Annotated in this window: 13 protein-coding genes; 4 read left to right on the top strand and 9 right to left on the bottom strand. The window is 71.3% G+C overall.

Features of this window, described 5'->3' with window-relative positions; translation table 11 throughout:
* Window position 1: 1 nt before the first annotated feature.
* Together VIL67_RS00530 and VIL67_RS00525 are read right to left on the bottom strand one after the other, a co-directional pair.
* Window positions 2–1,171, bottom strand: a complete 1,170-nt coding sequence (locus VIL67_RS00530; protein WP_332046889.1) for an acyl-CoA dehydrogenase family protein — start codon at window positions 1,169–1,171, stop codon at window positions 2–4.
* On the bottom strand, window positions 1,168–2,205 hold the full coding sequence (locus VIL67_RS00525; RefSeq protein WP_332046888.1) for an NAD(P)/FAD-dependent oxidoreductase: 1,038 nt from the start codon (window positions 2,203–2,205) through the stop codon (window positions 1,168–1,170). Before VIL67_RS00525 ends, VIL67_RS00530 begins: the two co-directional genes overlap by 4 nt.
* A 106-nt stretch (window positions 2,206–2,311) precedes the next feature.
* On the opposite strand from VIL67_RS00525, the gene VIL67_RS00520 reads away from it, so the two are divergent.
* Window positions 2,312–2,884, top strand: a complete 573-nt coding sequence (locus VIL67_RS00520; RefSeq protein WP_332046887.1) for a hemerythrin domain-containing protein — start codon at window positions 2,312–2,314, stop codon at window positions 2,882–2,884.
* A 6-nt stretch (window positions 2,885–2,890) separates the two neighbouring features.
* Window positions 2,891–3,412: a CinA family protein gene (locus VIL67_RS00515; RefSeq protein WP_332046886.1), complete on the top strand. Its 522-nt coding sequence runs from the start codon at window positions 2,891–2,893 to the stop codon at window positions 3,410–3,412.
* A gap of 929 nt (window positions 3,413–4,341) precedes the next feature.
* Here the strand turns inward: VIL67_RS00515 and VIL67_RS00510 are convergent.
* The gene (locus tag VIL67_RS00510; protein WP_332046885.1) at window positions 4,342–5,475 is read right to left on the bottom strand and encodes a ferritin-like domain-containing protein; all 1,134 of its coding nucleotides are present in this window, start codon (window positions 5,473–5,475) and stop codon (window positions 4,342–4,344) included.
* Between the two features lie 159 nt (window positions 5,476–5,634).
* On the opposite strand from VIL67_RS00510, the gene VIL67_RS00505 reads away from it, so the two are divergent.
* Window positions 5,635–6,888 carry a serine hydrolase domain-containing protein gene (locus VIL67_RS00505; RefSeq protein ID WP_332046884.1) on the top strand — a complete coding sequence of 418 codons (1,254 nt, stop codon included), beginning with the start codon at window positions 5,635–5,637 and terminating at the stop codon, window positions 6,886–6,888.
* Window positions 6,889–6,898: 10 nt separating this feature from the next.
* Here the strand turns inward: VIL67_RS00505 and VIL67_RS00500 are convergent, their stop codons facing one another.
* Entirely contained in the window at window positions 6,899–7,846 is a 948-nt protein-coding gene (locus VIL67_RS00500) for a LysR family transcriptional regulator (protein ID WP_332046883.1), read from the bottom strand.
* Between the two features lie 149 nt (window positions 7,847–7,995).
* Between VIL67_RS00500 and VIL67_RS00495 the strand changes: the two genes are divergently transcribed.
* Window positions 7,996–8,580, top strand: a complete 585-nt coding sequence (locus tag VIL67_RS00495) for an NADPH-dependent FMN reductase (protein WP_332046882.1) — start codon at window positions 7,996–7,998, stop codon at window positions 8,578–8,580.
* Window positions 8,581–8,646: 66 nt separating this feature from the next.
* Here the strand turns inward: VIL67_RS00495 and VIL67_RS00490 are convergent, their stop codons facing one another.
* From VIL67_RS00490 to VIL67_RS00470, 5 genes are all read right to left on the bottom strand, one after another.
* The gene (locus tag VIL67_RS00490) at window positions 8,647–11,037 is read right to left on the bottom strand and encodes an ATP-binding protein (RefSeq protein WP_332046881.1); all 2,391 of its coding nucleotides are present in this window, start codon (window positions 11,035–11,037) and stop codon (window positions 8,647–8,649) included.
* A 44-nt stretch (window positions 11,038–11,081) separates the two neighbouring features.
* A complete protein-coding gene (locus VIL67_RS00485; protein ID WP_332046880.1) occupies window positions 11,082–11,852 on the bottom strand; it encodes a TrmH family RNA methyltransferase in 771 nt (256 codons plus the stop codon).
* Window positions 11,853–11,905: 53 nt separating this feature from the next.
* Window positions 11,906–14,017 (bottom strand): M13 family metallopeptidase, encoded by a 2,112-nt coding sequence (locus VIL67_RS00480; RefSeq protein ID WP_332046879.1) that lies wholly within the window; start codon window positions 14,015–14,017, stop codon window positions 11,906–11,908.
* 85 nt (window positions 14,018–14,102) lie between these two features.
* Entirely contained in the window at window positions 14,103–14,990 is an 888-nt protein-coding gene (locus VIL67_RS00475) for an NAD(P)H-hydrate dehydratase (protein ID WP_332046878.1), read from the bottom strand.
* Complete coding sequence (locus VIL67_RS00470) at window positions 14,987–15,751, bottom strand: histidine phosphatase family protein (protein ID WP_332046877.1); 765 nt, start codon at window positions 15,749–15,751, stop codon at window positions 14,987–14,989. The genes VIL67_RS00475 and VIL67_RS00470 overlap by 4 nt, the downstream gene beginning before the upstream one ends.
* Window positions 15,752–15,810 lie beyond the last annotated feature (59 nt).

The following is a 15,810-nucleotide window of genomic DNA, read 5'->3' as shown; positions in this document are numbered from 1 at the left end:
CTCAGTAGCTGCGCGGCAGCCCCAGCACCCGCTCGGAGAGGAAGTTGAACACCATCTCCCGGCTGATCGGGGCGAGGCGGGCGATCATGGATTCGCGGAAGTAGCGCTCTACGTCGAATTCCTTGGCATAGCCCATGCCCCCGTGGGCGAGGACGGCCGCCTCGCACGCGTGGAAGCCCGCCTCGCCCCCGAGATATTTGGCGGCGTTGGCCTCGGCCCCGCACTCGCGGCCGGCGTCGTAGAGGGCGGCCGCCTTGAAGGCCATCAGGTTGGCCGCCTCGAGTTCGGCCCAGGCCTTGGCCAGCGGGTGCGCCACCCCTTGGTTCTGGCCGATCGGGCGGCCGAACACCACCCGCTCCTTGGCGTACTGCGCCGCCCGTTGCAGGGCCGCGCGCCCCAGGCCCACCGACTCGGCGGCGAACAGCACCCGCTCCGGGTTCAGCCCCTCCAGCAGGTAGTAGAAGCCCCGCCCCTCCTCGCCCACCAGGGCGTCGGCCGGCACGTGCAGGCCGTCGATGAACACGGAGTTCGACTCCACCGCCTTGCGGCCCATCTTCGGGATCGGGGTGGCCTGGATCTTCGTGCGGTCGAAGTCGGCGTAGAACAGGCTGATGCCCTGGGTGGACTTGGCCACCTGGCCGCGCGGCGTGGTGCGCGCCACGATCAGGATCTTGTTCGCCCGCTGGGCCGAGGTCGTCCACACCTTGCGGCCGGAAATCACCCAGCCGTCGTTGGTCCGCTCGGCCCGGGTGGTCAGGCTGGTGGTGTCGAGCCCCGCGTCCGGCTCGGTGATCCCGATGCACAGCTTGTCCTCGCCCGAGATCAGCCGCGGGATCAGCTTCCGCTTCTGCTCGTCGTTGCCGAACTTGGCCAGCGGCATGGGGCCGAAGATGTTCAGGTGCAGGGCGCTGGCGCCGGAAAAGCCCGCCCCGCTCTCGGCGACGGCCTGCATGGCGATCGCCGCCTCGGTCAGCCCCAGGCCCGAGCCGCCCAGCGCCTGCGGCATCGCCGCCCCGAGCCAGCCGGCCTCGGCCATGGCCGCCACGAAGGCTTCCGGGAACTCGCCCGTCTCGTCCGTCCGTCGCCAGTACTCGGCGTCGAAACGTGCGCAAAGCCGCAGCACGCTCTCGCGGATCGCCGCCTGCTCGTCGGTGAACCAGAAGCCGTTCATGACGCCTCCCCTGCGAACCGCCCCGGCGCGAGGCGGGCGGCATAGGGGCCGGGCTCCCGCTCAGTCACGCAAGCCGCCACGATCCGGCCCACCAGCGGCGCGAGCAGCCAGCCGTTTCGCCGGGCGCCGACGGCCAGGACCACGCCCGGCGCTCGGCTGAAGCCCACCAGCGGCAGGCCGTCGGGCGTCGCCGCCCGGACCCCGGCGCCCAGTTGATGAGGTCGGCCCTTCAGGTCGGGAAACAGCTTCACGCCGCGCGCCAGCAGCGGTTCGGCCTGCGCTGGATCCGGCGCAGGATCGGCGACCCCGGCTTCCATGGTGGCGCCCACCACCACGCCCGCGGCCCCGGCGGTCACATAGACCCCCTCCCCGCGCACCGTCATGGCGGGCGGCGGGGCGCCGGCAAGCCTGGCGATGTGGCCCTTGATCGGCGTCAGCGCCGCCAGCTCGGGCGCCAACTCCGTCAGGTCCTGGGCGGCGCCGGTGGCCACCACAAGCCGTTCGGCCCCCATGGCGCCGCGGGCCGGCTCGTCCCGGAACGCCACGCCCGCGGCGGCGCAGGCGGCCCGCAGCGCGGCCAGCGCCGTCTCCGCCTCCAGCCGCCAATCCTCGCGGGTCCAAAGCGCCCGGTCGAACACCGGCGAGAGCCCGGCCGCCACCTCGTCCAGGGTCGCCCGCGGCAGCTCGGTGGCGTGCAGCCCGAGGCGAACGATCTGCGCCTGCACCTCGCCCAGCCACCGCGGCGCGCCCACCGCGACCGCGCCGGCGCGGTCGAGCCGCACGCCCGCGCGCGCCTCCAGGCCGGGCCAGAGGTCCCGCGCCGCCATCAGCAGGTCCAAGTCCGGCCGGGCGACCTCGTCCAGCACGGCTTCGAACACGGGCGCCAGCATGCCGGCCGCCACGCCGGATGCGTTGGCCAGCGGGGGCGCAGGGTCGAACACCGTGACCACGCAACCCGCGTCCGCCAGGGCGAGCGCCGCGCTCAGCCCTAGCGCCCCCGCGCCTGCCACCGTCACTGTCGGCCCCCGGCTCATTCGTCCTTACGAACCGCTCCCCCCATCAATTGCAAGAGGAACCGCGCCTTTTCCGAGGGGTTCAGGCAGGCGGAAGCTCGGCGACCGAGCGCCCAAGGAGGGATCCATGGCCACCACCGGTACGACCAACAAGAGTTCGACCGCCAAGAAGTCCGCGTCCTCGTCGTCGAAGACCAAGTCGGCGGCGAAGAAGTCCTCGACGCCCGTCGCCCGCGGCAACGACGCCGTCGCCGTGCTGAAGCGCGACCACCGCGAGGTCGAGCGCCTGTTCAAGCAGTACGAGCAGGCCAAGGAAGACGACGCCCGCAAGCAGGAGATCTTCCAGCAGATCGCCCTTGAGCTGAAGGTCCACACACAGGTCGAGGAAGAGATCTTCTATCCGGAATCCCGCGAGTTCGTGAAGGAGCAGGACACGGTCAACGAGGCCGAGGTCGAGCACCAGTCGGCCAAGGACCTGATCGCCCAGCTGGAAGGCATGCAGCCCTCCGACGACTATTACGACGCCAAGGTCAAGGTGCTGCAGGAGATGGTCGAGCACCACGTCGAGGAGGAAGAGAAGGAATACTTCCCCGAGTGCCAGAAGTCCGAAATGGACACCAAGGCCGTCGGCGAGCGCATCCTCGCCCGCAAGGAAGAGCTGATGGGTCGGATGGGCGGCGGAAGCCGCGCCATGCACTAGGCGCGAATGGCCGAAGCCCTCGATCCTGCCGTCCCCACGCATGTGGACGAACTCGCCAAGCGCGTGCTCGCCACGGCGTGCGAGCATGACCTGATGCTGGCGGCCGCCGAGTCCTGCACCGGCGGCCTGCTGGCCTCGCTGCTCACCGACATCCCCGGCCAGTCCCACGCCTTTGAGCGTGGTTTCGTCACCTACACCAACGAAGCCAAGCACGAGATGCTGGGCGTCCCCATGGAGGTGCTCGACAACGACGGGGCGGTCTCGGAGCGCTCGGCGCGCGCCATGGCGGAGGGGGCTATCGCCCACAGCCACGCCCATGTGGCCGTCTCGATCACCGGCTTCGCCGAAGGCGGGCCGGGCCAGCCTGCGGGCCTCGTCCACTTCGCCTGCGCCCGCAAGGGCGGCCCCACCGTCCACCGCGAGATGCGCTACGGCGACGTCGGCCGCGCCCAGGTCCGCCTCCAGGCCCTGGAAACCGCCCTCAACCTCCTGCGCGACCAACTCGCCGCCGCCCGCGACGCCGCCTAGCCCCCCTTCCGCTCACCCCGGCGAAAGCCGGGGCCCAAGCTGAGTCCGCCGGGACACGCGGTGGGAACGCGCCCCCTCTCCCGCCCCGCGGGAGAGGGTAGGGTGAGGGGCCGGCTCGTGAAGCGGTTCTGCGCCGGACGCCACCCCGAGGGCCCTCGGGCCGCCCGCGGGAGAGACGGAGAGGTCCCAGCCGCCCCTCACCCTGCCCTCTCCCCCGCCTCCGGCGCGGGAGAGGAGAAGAACCTCCCTGCCCACCACACTCCGCTCACCCCGGCGAAAGGCGGGGCCCAAGCTGAGTCAGATGTTGTCCCAACGCCGCTTGGGTCCGGGCGTTCGTCGCGGCGCGCAGTGGGAACGCGCCCCCTCTCCCGCCCCGCGGGAGAGGGTAGGGTGAGGGCCGGCTCGTGAAGCGGTTCTGCGCCGGATGCGACCCCGAGGGCCCTCGGGCGGCCCGCGGGAAAGACGGACAGGTCCCAGCCGCCCCTCACCCTGCCCTCTCCCCCGCCTCCGGCGCGGGAGAGGAAGAAAGCCCCTCCCCTCCGCTCACCCCGGCGAAAGCCGGGGCCCAAGCTGAGTCAGATCTCGCCCAAAGGCCGCTTGGATCCCGGCCTCCGCCGGGATGAGCGGTGGAAACAAGGGCCCGCGGGCAGGCCACGGAACAGGCGGACAGATCCCAGCCGCCCCTCACCCCGCCTCCGGCGCGGGAGAGGAGGAAACCCCGAACTCCCCACCCTTCGCTCACCCCGGCGAAAGCCGGGGCCCAAGCTGAGTCACGCGCTGTCCCCACCCCGCTTAGATCCCGGCTTTCGCCGGGATGAGCGGATATGGGGCAAAGAAGAAGGGCCGCACGATCTCCCGCGCGACCCCTCATCCGTCACCCTTCGGGCGAGCGCCTTCTCCCGCCAGGGGAGAAGGAGAATGGCCTACCCCTACTCCGCGGCGATCGTCACCGGCGCGGCCGCGCGGTCCTTGAAGTTGATCTCCTGGAGGTACTTGATCCCCTCCTCGGCGATGTCGTCGCCGACCATCTTGTCGCCCTCGGTCTTCAGCTCGTCCATGTCGACGTAGGTGCCGTAGAAGGCCTTGGTGCGGTCGGTGATCAGGCCCGCGTTCAGCAGGGTCTTGATGAGCACCCGGAAGATGTTGGTCTGGCTCTTCAGCCGCTCGCGGCGGGCGTCGTCGTTCTGGATGATCTCGCGCACCCCGGCCAGCACCCGCTCGGGGTCCATGCCGAAGTCGCGGTAGACCTGCGCCTGCTGCACCGGGTTGCCCATGTTGAAGAGCAGCCCCTGGAAGCAGTGCGCCGCCCAGTCCTCGACCGTGTTGCGTTCCTCCTCGGACAGCTTCGGGATCGTCCGGTCCGCCCAGATCTTCCCGAACTTGTGGTGGAAGGCCTCGTCGGTCATCACCAGCTGGAACAGCTGCCGGGCCAGCGGGTCGCGGTTGTACTTGAAGCCGGTGGCGAAGGCGCCCATCGCCAGGCCCTCCACCAGCATCTGCATGCCGATGATCTTCTTGTAGACCTCCGGCGCCGAGATGATGTCCACCAGCAGCTGCTGCAGGACCGTGCCGCACGGCCGCGGGCGGCCCCAGCGGGCCTTGATGTACTTGGCGAAGGCGGTGACGTGGCGGGCCTCCTCACGGGTCTGGTTGGCCGCATACTCCTGCGCGCCCTGGTCCTTCAGCACGTGGCAGAGGCTGGCCGAGAGGTTCAGCGCCCCCTGCTCCCCGTGCAGGATCGAGGAGAACTGCCACAGCGTCATCTCGTTGATGAACTTGGCCTTCTGCCCCGTGGCCTCGAGGTGCTCGCGCACATAGGGCACGCCAAGGCTCATGATCTGGTCGTCGGGGAGGAGCGCCTCGTTCTCCATGTCCCAGGGCTGGTCGAAGTCGATGTACTTCTTGTCCAGCGGATCCCAGAAATGGTCGTGGGTCGCCGAGATGATCTTGTCGAAGGCGGTGGAGCGCGCGTTGTAGCGGTCCAGCTCCAGCATGCTCTCGAAGTCGTCCGGCGCCACCGCGTCGTAGACGATGTCCTTGGTGATGTTCCCGTCGGCGGCCATGAGCGCGTCCTTCCCTGGGTGTTGTTCTGGTTTTCCGGCAGCATGGCGCCGATCGGCCAACTGAACAATGATCTCCCACGCCGCATCACGCCGCCGGGCTGGCCAAGGCGACGGCGTGCGTCGACACTGCCGCCGGTGTGAGCGCTATCGGAGGTCGCGATGCTGAGGCTGCTGTCGGCGCTGGTCGCCGCCCTCTGGATGGCTGCGGGGGCCGCCGCCGCCCAGCCGGTGCGGATCGACAAGGGGCGGATGGACGCCGCCCTTCAGCAGATGGTCTCCGCCGGCCGCGCCGCGGGCGTATCGGCCCTGGTCTGGCAGGACGGTCGCGAGCGCTACTTCGGCGCCGCCGGCTTCGCCGACCGCGAGGCCCGCCGGTCCATGCGCCGCGACACGCTCGTCCAGATCTGGTCGATGACCAAGCCGGTGACCGGCGTCGCCCTGATGCAGCTCTGGGAACAGGGCCGTTTCCGCCTCGACGATCCGGTGGCGCAGTACCTGCCCGACTTCGGCGAGGCGCGGGTTCAGGTCGGAACCGACACCGCGGGACGTCCGCTCACCCGGCCGCCGTCCCGGCCGATGACCATCAGGGACCTGATGCGCCACACCGCCGGTCTCTCCTACGGGATGCGCGCAGACGCCCCGGACGCGGAGTTCAGGCGGCTGGATCCCCTGGCCCTTTCCAACGACCTCCCCGAGATGGGCCGCCGCCTGGCCCGCGTGCCCCTGCACTTCGACCCGGGGGCGGAGTGGAGCTACTCGGTCTCAGTCGACGTTCAGGCCCTGCTGGTCGAGACCCTCACCGGCCAGCCGTTCGAGGCGTACGTGCGCGAGCACATCCTTGCGCCGCTGCGCATGACCGACACCGGCTGGACCCAGCCGCAGGACCGCCTCGCCCGCTTCGCCGCCACCTATGTGGTCGGCGCGGACGGCAAGCTCGCCCGCCAGCCCGACGAGCAGACCCTGGCCATGAACTTCCGGCCGCGGCGGCTCACCATGGGAGGCGCCGGCCTGGTCTCCTCTGTCGACGACTACATGCGCTTCGCCCGCATGCTGCTGAACGGCGGCCAGCTGGACGGCGCGCGGATCCTGAAGCCCTCCACCGTCCGCCTGATGGCCAGCGATCACCTCGACCCGGCGGTGACCGAGCGCATCTGGCTGCCGTCGAAGGGGAACGTCGGCTTCGGCCTGAACTTCGCCGTGCGCACCGGCCCGCCTAAGGACTCCGCCGAGAACCGCGGCGCGACTGGCGAATTCTTCTGGGACGGGGCGGCCTCCACCCTCTTCTGGGTGGATCCGGCGAACCGGCTGACCGCGGTCTTCTTCGTGCAGAAGACGCCCTTCGAAGGCCGCCTGCACCACGACATCCGCGAAGCCGTGTACGGGCCGGACTACCTCGGTCCGGCGGCGCCCTGAGCGCGTTCGGCTAGGCCTCCGCGAGAACCGCCTTCACCGGGTGCTTCGAGCCCCAGCCCTGGTGCCACTCCGGCTCGCCGGCGTAGCGCTTGGCGAGGAAATCGACGAAGAATCGCACCTTGGGCGCCAGGTGCCGGCCGTGCGGGTAGACCGCGTGCACGTGGATCAGCTCGGGCTCGAACGCGCACAGCACCGGCTGCAGCCGCCCGGCCCGCAGGTCCTCGGCCGCCGCAAAGGCCGGCGTTCGGGTGATGCCGAAGCCCTGCCGGGCGGCGGCCACGCAGGCGTCCGCCCCTGAGAAGCTCAGCCGCCCGTTGACCCGCACGTCGCGCCGCTCGCTGTGGGGGCCGAAGCGCCAGACCATCGGGTCGCGGGCGTTGGTGTCGATGATCGCCTCGTGCTCGGCCAGGTCTTCGAGCGCCTGCGGCGTGCCGGCCCGCGCCAGGTACTCGGGCGAGGCGCAGGTCACCATCCGCACCGCCGCCAGCTTGCGGGCCACCAGCGAGCTGTCGCTCAGCGCCCCGATACGGACGGCCACGTCGAAGCCCTCCTCCACCAGGTTGACCATCCGGTCGGTGGACGACACGTCCAGCGCCACCTCCGGGTGCGCCCGCGCGAAATCCAGCAGCGCCGGGGTCAGCTGGCTTGCGCCGAACGACACCGGCGCCGAGATCTTCAGCGTGCCCCGCGGGCAGCCGTCCTGGTCCCGCACCGAGCCCTCCAGGGCCTGGTAGTCCTCGATCAGCCGCCGCGCCCGCTCCAGGTAAGCCCGGCCGGTGTCGGTCAGCGACACGTCGCGCGTGGTGCGGTTCAGCAGCCGCGCGCCCAGCCGGTTCTCCAGCCGGGCGACCAGCTTCGACGCCTGGGCGCTGGAGACCCCCAGCCGCCGCGCGCCCTGGGTGAAGCTGCGCGCGTCAGCCACCGCGGCGAACGCCTCGATCTCGTCGAACCGGTCCATGCGATTGTTTCCTCTCCGGCAGCAAACTTATGCATCCGAGCCGGATTATCAACGCTGAAGGCGTGACCCATCTTCCCGTCACACCGGCGCAACCCTCCCGCGCCGGACCCCTTACCCAGGCAACCCCTGACCGAACTGGAACCCAGATCATGTCGCAATCCCATACCGTCGCGGTCCTGGTGGGCTCGCTCCGCAAGGACTCCGCCAGCCGCAAGATCGCCCAGGCGATCGCTGACCTGGCCCCCGCCCAGCTCGCCTTCCGCTTCGTCGAGATCGGCGACCTGCCGCACTACGACCCCGACCTGGAGACCGACGCGCCGCCCGAGGCCTGGACCCGCTTCCGCGGCGAGGTGGCCGGCGCCGACGCCGTGCTGTTCGTCACGCCCGAATACAACCGCTCGGTCCCCGGCTTCCTGAAGAACGCCGTCGACGTGGGCTCGCGCCCCTGGGGCAAGGCGGTGTGGACCGACAAGCCGGCCCTGATCGTCTCCACCTCCGCCGGCGGCCTCGGCGGCTTCGGCGCGAACCACCACCTGCGTCAGATGCTCAGCTTCTTCAACATGCCGGTGCTCGGCCAGCCGGAGGTCTACATCGCCAACTCGTTGTCTTTGTTCGACGAATCCGGCGCCCTGGTCAGCGAGGCGACGACCGACTTCCTCCGCACCGTGGGCGAGTCATTTGCCGGCTTCGTCGCTCGCAACGTCCCGGCGAAGGCCGACCGCCAGGCCGCCTGACCCGCTCGGCGGCGCGAGCCCTCCTGCCGGCGCACACACCCCGGCGGGAGGGCGTCTTCTCGCCGCCTAGGCGGCGTCCGCCGCCGCCTGGCCGTCGCCGCCGTTCAGCGCCTCCGACAGGGCGGCGATCAGCTTGGCGGCCTCAATCGGCTTGGCGATGAAACCGTCCATGCCCGCGGCCAAGTACTCAGCCACATGGTGGCTCATCGTGTTGGCGGTCAGCGCCACGATCGGCGTCCGGGGTCGGCCCTCCAGCGCCTCCTGGGTGCGGATGACCGCTGTGGCGCTGGGTCCATCCATCTCAGGCATCTGGACGTCCATCAGTATCAGATCCCAGGCCTCGCGCCCCCAGGCTTCCACCGCCTCCCTGCCGTTAGCGACGATGACAGGCTCCAGGCCGAGCTGCCCCAGCAGGGTCTTCAGGACGAGCTGGTTGGTGGCGTTGTCCTCCGCCGCCAGAATTCTCAGCGGCCGATCATCCAGCGCGATCGGCTGGGCCTCGACCGGCGCTCGCGCCGGCGCCGCGGAAGCGATCACTTTGGGCAGCGGCAGCGCGACGCTGAAGGTGGTCCCCCGCCCCGGCCGGCTTTTCACCGCGATCGTCCCGCCCATCAGCTCGGTCAGGTCCCGGCAGATGGCCAGCCCCAGACCCGTGCCGCCGTAGCGGCGCGTGGTCGACGCGTCGGCCTGTTCGAACTTGTTGAACAGGCTCGCGAGCTTGTCGGCGGCGATGCCGATGCCGGTATCCGTCACCGTCATCTTCAGCATCCCGGCGCTTCGCCCGACGGACACCCGGACACCGCCTCGGTCGGTGAACTTCAGGGCGTTGGAGACCAGGTTGTAGAGGATCTGGCGCACCCGCACGGAGTCGCCGAGGTAGGCCCCTCGCGCTGCGGGCTGGATCTTCAGCTCGAACAGCAGGTCCTTGGCCTCGGCCACCGCGCCGAAGGTGGCGTGGGCGCCACGCGCCAGGTCCGCGAGATCGAACTCGGTCTGCTCCAGCTCCAGCTTGCCGGCCTCGATCTTCGAGAGATCGAGCACGTCATTGAGGATCGCAAGCAGGGCCTCGCCCGACTGGTGGATGACCTCCAGGCGCTCGCGCTGCGGCGGCGACAGCTCGCCGGAGGCCATCGCCTGGGCCATCCCCAGCACACCGTTCAGCGGCGTGCGGATTTCGTGGGACATGGTGGCCAGGAAGGCGCTCTTCGCCCGATTGGCGGCCTCGGCCTCCTCCTTCGCCCGCACCAGCGCGCATTCCTGCGACTTCCGGGCGGTTATGTTCTGGATCGCGCCCACGAGCCGGACGGGCCTGCCCTCCTCGTCGTGGATCAGCCGCACCGTACCGGCGGCCCAGACCTCACGGCCGTCGCTACGGGCGACGCGGTACTCCGGCTGGTAAAGCTCGCCGCCCTCGACAAACCGGGTCCAGGCCTCCTGGACGCGCGGCCGGTCCCGGGGGTCGATGGTGTCCCAGGGGTGGAGCATGTCGACGTAGGTCTTCGGCTGCTCGAAGAAGGTGTCCTCGGCGCCGGCCTTGATCAGCTCCTGGCGCACATAGTCCATCTCGAAGACATGGATGTCGGCGATTTCGAGGGCGAGCCGAAGCCGTTCCTCCGACCGCTCCGCCTGCTCGAGCGCGCGAACCACGGCGGTAATGTCGTGGGACGTGATGATCAGGCCGCCCACCTCGCCGTCGGCGTCGCGCCAGGGCGCGACGACGGCCTGGACCCACTCCACCTCGCTGCCAGCTGAGGGCACGGCGAGGCGGTCGACCGAGACGGTCTCGCCTGTGAGGCAGCGGTCGAGGGCGGGGCGGAAGCGACCGAACACTTCCGGGGCGATGTCCAGCAGGTTGCGGCCCCGAACGTCGGCGCCGCCGGCGCGGATCTCCTTCCAGCGGGGACTCGCGCCCAGCACCCGGAATTCCCGGTCGACGATGACGAGGGGGATCGGCGCGGTGTTCACGATCCCGGCCAACGCGGTACGGGCGACGTCGCGCTCGCGGGCGGAGGCTTCGTGATCGGCGCGGGCCTGCGCGCGGCTCCACTCGTCGGCGACGAAGTCGGCGAGGTCCTGCAGGCGGCCGGCGGCCTCGGCGTCGTACTCGCGGGAGGCGAGGCCGGCGACGGACAGGACGGCGGGGATGGTCCCGTCGGCCAGGCGAACCGGCGCGCCGGCGTAGAACCGGGTATGGGGCGCGCAGCCGGCGGCGGTGGCGCACAGCTCGCAGGCCGCGCACCCGTCGCCGATCCACAGCACCTGGCCGGCTTCGACCACCTTGCGGCTGGCCGAGAGGTCGGGGGGGATGGGGCAGCCAGGGTCGTGGGCGCGCCAGCGACCGTCGGGGCCGAGCACGGCGATCTGGGCGTCGACGTCACCTAAGAGGGCCCGGGCGAGGCGCAGCGCGCGGTCGAAGACCGGCCCGGATGGGTCGGCCGCGAAGGCTCCTCGGTTCATCGTGTTCATCACCCCAACTCGCCGGCGAGCTTGCGCCGACGGGGTTAAGGCGGGCTTTCGGTGGGCGGGGTGCGGCGGGCTGTCGCAGCCAGCCGATGCAAGACGATGCCGCTCGTGGTCGCCACGTTCAGGCTGTCGAAGCCGCCGGCCATGGCGATGCGGACGGTGCGGGCGCGGCTGAGCACCTCCGGGGCGAGGCCCGGTCCCTCGGCGCCGAAGAGCGCCGCGGTTCGGGGTCCCGGCGAGAGCTCGGCGATCTCCAGCTCGCCCCGCGGGGACAGCGCGATCACCTCGAGCCCGGCGGCGGTCAGGGTCTCGACCAGGTCCTCGCCCGGGGAGAGGCGCGCGAACGGCGTGGTCAGGGCCGCGCCAACCGAGACGCGGATGGCCTTGCGGTAGAGCGGATCACAACAGGCCGCGTCCAGGATGACCGCGTCGGCGCCGAAGGCGGCGGCGTTGCGGAACAGGCCGCCCATGTTGTCATGGTTGGCGATGGCGGACAGCGCCACGACCAGCGCCTGGCCCGGCAGGCCGGCCAGCAGCTCGGCGGCGGTCGGCTCGGAGCGGCGCCCGAGCGCCAGGATCCCGCGATGGATCGGGAAGCCCACGATGGCGTCCATCACCCGCTGGGCGGCGACGTAGACCGGCACGTCCGGCGGCAGGCCGGCCAGCGCCTCGCCCAGCGCGCCCCGCCGGCTGTCGGCCACCAGCACCGAAACCAGCGGGTGACGTCCGGCGGCCACCGCCTTTTCCAGCACCACCCGCCCCTCGGCCACGAACAGCCCTTCGCGGCCGACCAGGTCCCGCTCGCGCACCGAGCGGTAGGGCTCAATGCGCGGGTCGTCGGGATCGTCGATGCGGACGACGGCTACCAGATGCGCACCCGCTCCGCCGGCGCGAGGTACAGCTTCTGCCCCGGCTGCACCTGGAAGGCCCCGTACCAGGGGTCCTGGTTGCGGACGGTGTAGGCCCGCCACTTGCCCGGCGAGTGGACGCCGGTGACCACCGCGCGACGCAGGGCCGCCTCGCGGAACTTGGACCGGTAGTTCTGCGCCCAGCCGAGGTAGAACCGCTGGTCGCCGGTGAAGCCGTCCAGCACCGGCGGCTCACGCCCGCCGAGCGAAAGCTTCCAGGCGTCGTAAGCCGCGGCCAGGCCGGCCACGTCGGCGATGTTCTCGCCCAGCACCTGCTCGCCGTTGAGGTTGAGGTCCGGAAACACCTGGTAGGCGCTGTACTGCTGGGCGAGCTTCTTCGTGCGCGCCTTGAACTGGGCCATGTCCTGCGCCGTCCACCAGTTCTTCAGGTTGCCCTGCTCGTCGAACTGGGCGCCCAGGTCGTCGAAGCCGTGGCTCACCTCGTGGCCGATCACCCCGCCAATGGCCCCATAGTTCACCGCCGGGTCGGCCGCCGGATCGAAGAAGGTCGGCTCGAGGATGGCCGCGGGAAAGATGATCGAGTTCTGCGACGGCGCGAAGAGCGCGTTCACGGTCTGGGGCGTCATGAACCACTCCTCGCGGTCCACCGGCCCACCCAGCTTCGCGAGGTTGCGGCGGTACTCGAAGACGTCGGCGCGCACGTGGTTGCCGTAGGCGTCCCCGCGCACGACCTCGAGCCCGGAATAGTCGCGCCAACGGTTTGGGTAGCCCACGTAGACGCGGAAATTGGCGAGCTTGGCCTTGGCGCGGGCCTTGGTCTGCGGCGTCATCCAGTCGATGCGGTCGATGCGCTGGGCGAAGGCGGTCAGCACGTTCTTGGCCATCTCCTCGACCTGGGCCTTCCGCTCGGCCGGGAAGTGACGCTGGACGTAGATCTTGCCGACCGCCTCGCCCAGGGCCGCGGACGTGAAATCCACCCCCCGCTTCCAGCGCTCGCGCTGCTGCGGCGTGCCGGAGAGCGCCGTGCCGTTGAAGGCGAAGGACTCGTCGGCAAAGGCCTTGGACAGGAAGGGCGCAGCGTCCTGGATGGTGTGGACCGCGAGATAGTCCCGCCAGGCCTGCACCGGCTGGGCGCCCACCAGCCTGGCGATGCCGGCGATGGCGGTGTCCTGCCAGGCGCCGAACCGCGGCTGGTCGGCCAGGCCCGCGCCCTGGAGGAACGCCTCCCAGTCTATCCCCGGCGCCTTGCGGGCCAGCTCGGCCCGGCTCCAGACCGTGTTCGCCTTCGTGATGTCGGCGGTCTGATCGACCGTCCAGTGCGCGCGGGCGATGGCGGTCTCCAGCGCCAGCACGCGGGCCGCGGCGGCTTCGGCGTCAGGATAGCCCGCGAGCGCCAGCAGCTTCGCCATGTGGGCCTGGTAGGCCTTGCGCAGCTCGGCGTAGCGCGGGCTGGCCCCCAGGTAGTACTCCCGGTCGGGCATGCCGAGGCCGCCTTGCATCAGGTAGGGCCGGTATTTGGTCGTGTCGTCCAGATCCTCGGCGACCCACAGGCCGAACAGGTTGGGCGTGTAGAAGTCCGTCGCGTTCAGCGCGTCCACGTCGGCGCGGATCGAGCTCCCCAGCTCTCGCGACAGCTCGCGCCGGGTGCGGATGGAGGCGATGCGATCCAGCGCCGGCTTGAGGGGCTGAGCGCCCAGCTGCTCCGCACGGGCCTCGTCCATGAAGCTGGCGTAGAAGTCGCCGATCTTGCGGGCCTCGGAGCCGGCGGGCGCCGCGGCGGCGGCCTCCTCGATGATCGCCCGAGTGCGCTCGGCGGCGCGCTCGGAAATGGCGGTGAAGCTGTTGAAGCTCGATCGATCGGCCGGAATCTGCGTGGCCTTGGCCCAACCGCCATTGGCGTACTCGAAGAAGTCGTCCCCAGGCGCCACCGAGCGGTCCATCCCGGCGGTGTCGAAGCCGAACGTCCCAAAGGTGGGCTTCGGAGCAGCCGGCGCCGGCGCAGCGGGCGCCTGCGCGACCGGAGCGGGCGGCTCGGCCGGGGTGGCGCAACCGGCGAGAAGGGCGGCGGCCGACGCGGCGGCCAGCCAAGACTTGCGAAGGAACATGCAGCGGAGACTCCGTGGACGCGGGCGCACCCGCGCTTTTGGCGCTTCCTACACCGGATTTCGGCGGCCGGTCCTTACGGCTTTGTCATGCGCCGCCGAGCTCGGCCATCGTGGGGGCGACCTCGTCCACCAGCTCCCGGGCCAGGTAGCCGATGCGGGCGATCCGGGCCGCGAGCCGCGCGCCGGCCCGCGAATGCGCGGCGACGCCCCAGACCGCCGCCTGGGCAGGCGACGCGCCCCGGGCGATCAGCCCGGCGATAACGCCCGCGAGAACGTCGCCGGAGCCTGAGGTCGCGAGCCCCGCGTGCCCGGCCTCGTGCCGCCAAGCCTTGCCGTCGGGGCTGACGATCAGGGTTGTGGCGCCCTTGAGCACAACCACCGCCTTCCACTCCGCCGCCGCCTTGCGGGCGAGGCCCAGCGCGTCGCGGGCGAGATCGTCCTTGGAGCAGCCCAGCAGGCCCGCCATCTCGCCCGCGTGAGGCGTGAGCACCAGCTCGCCCTGCCGCGCGCGAGCGCGGTCGGGCGCGTCGGCCAGACCGCGCATGGCGGCGGCGTCGACGACCATGGGCGGTCCGCCCGCTTCCACAAGGCGGAGCGCCAGCTCGCCCGCCGGCTCGTCCTCGATCATGCCCGGCCCGATCACCGCCGCCCGGGCGCGGCCGAGCGCGCTGCGCAGGGTCTCGGCGGCTTCGGGCGCGAGCTCGCCCTCGGCGGTTTCCGGACAGGACAGCACCCGGGCTTCGGGCATGGCGAAGGCGAGGCCCTGCGCCAGGCTCCGGGGCGCGGCGATCTGCAGCTTGCCCGCTCCCGCGCGCATCGCCGCTGTCGCGGTCAGCAGGGTGGCGCCCGCCACCTGGGCGCCGCCGGCGAGCACCAGGACCCGCCCACGGGTCTCCTTGTCGCCGTGGTCGGGCACGGCGGGCGGCCGCCAGGACCCCAGCAGCTCGGGCGTGACGAGCTCCCCGTCGCTCATCGGGCCGCCACCGCGGCGTCGGGCTCCCGCGTGACGGGCGTGTCCTCGCGCTCCAGCGGCGCGGTGAAGTTGTAGCGGAACAGCTTCAGCTCGCCGTTCGGCCCGCAGGTCGGATCCAACCGGTATTCGGTCACCGAGCAGTTGGCCACGTCGCGCTCCCGATCGATGGCGAGGATCTGCTCTTCCGTGAGGCATTCCAGCAGGTAGCGGAGGCAGAGCACCACCACCTGGTGGGTGACGATCAGCACCCGGCGGTCCGCGTGGTGCAGCGAGAGCGTGTCGAGCGCGCTGCGCAGCCGCAGGATGACGTCGCACCAGCTCTCCCCGCCCGGCGGCCGGTGATAGAACTTGCCAAGCAGCCGACGGAACTCGGCCTGTTCGGGATGCAGCTCCATGATCCCATGGCGGGTCAGCCGGTCGAGGACGCCAAACTCCTTCTCGCGCAGCCGCTCGTCCGGCGTCGGGCGGTGCGCCTCCGGCGAAAAGCCGCCGCAGTCGCGGATGATGTCCGCCGTCCGCAAGGCGCGCACATAAGGCGAGCTCAGCACCACCTCCGGCCGCTCGTGCTCGGGCATGTCGCCGAACCAGCGACCGAGGGCGCAGGCCTGGGCCTCGCCGAGCGGCGAGAGCGCCACGTCCACGTCCCGGTCGGCGATCTCGATCCGGCCGTGCCCCCCGGCCTCGGCCAGATTGCGGGCCACATTGCCGGCGCTCTCGCCGTGCCGGACGATCCAAAGCCGTTCAGGCCACCTCGACGCCACGCCTGCTCCTTCCGCGAATTCCATCCCCGCGGGGCTGGAACGCTGCCGTGCGCGATCGG

Source organism: Phenylobacterium sp. (assembly GCF_036563385.1).
Lineage (GTDB): Bacteria > Pseudomonadota > Alphaproteobacteria > Caulobacterales > Caulobacteraceae > Phenylobacterium.
This window is presented reverse-complemented; position numbering and strand designations above follow the sequence as displayed.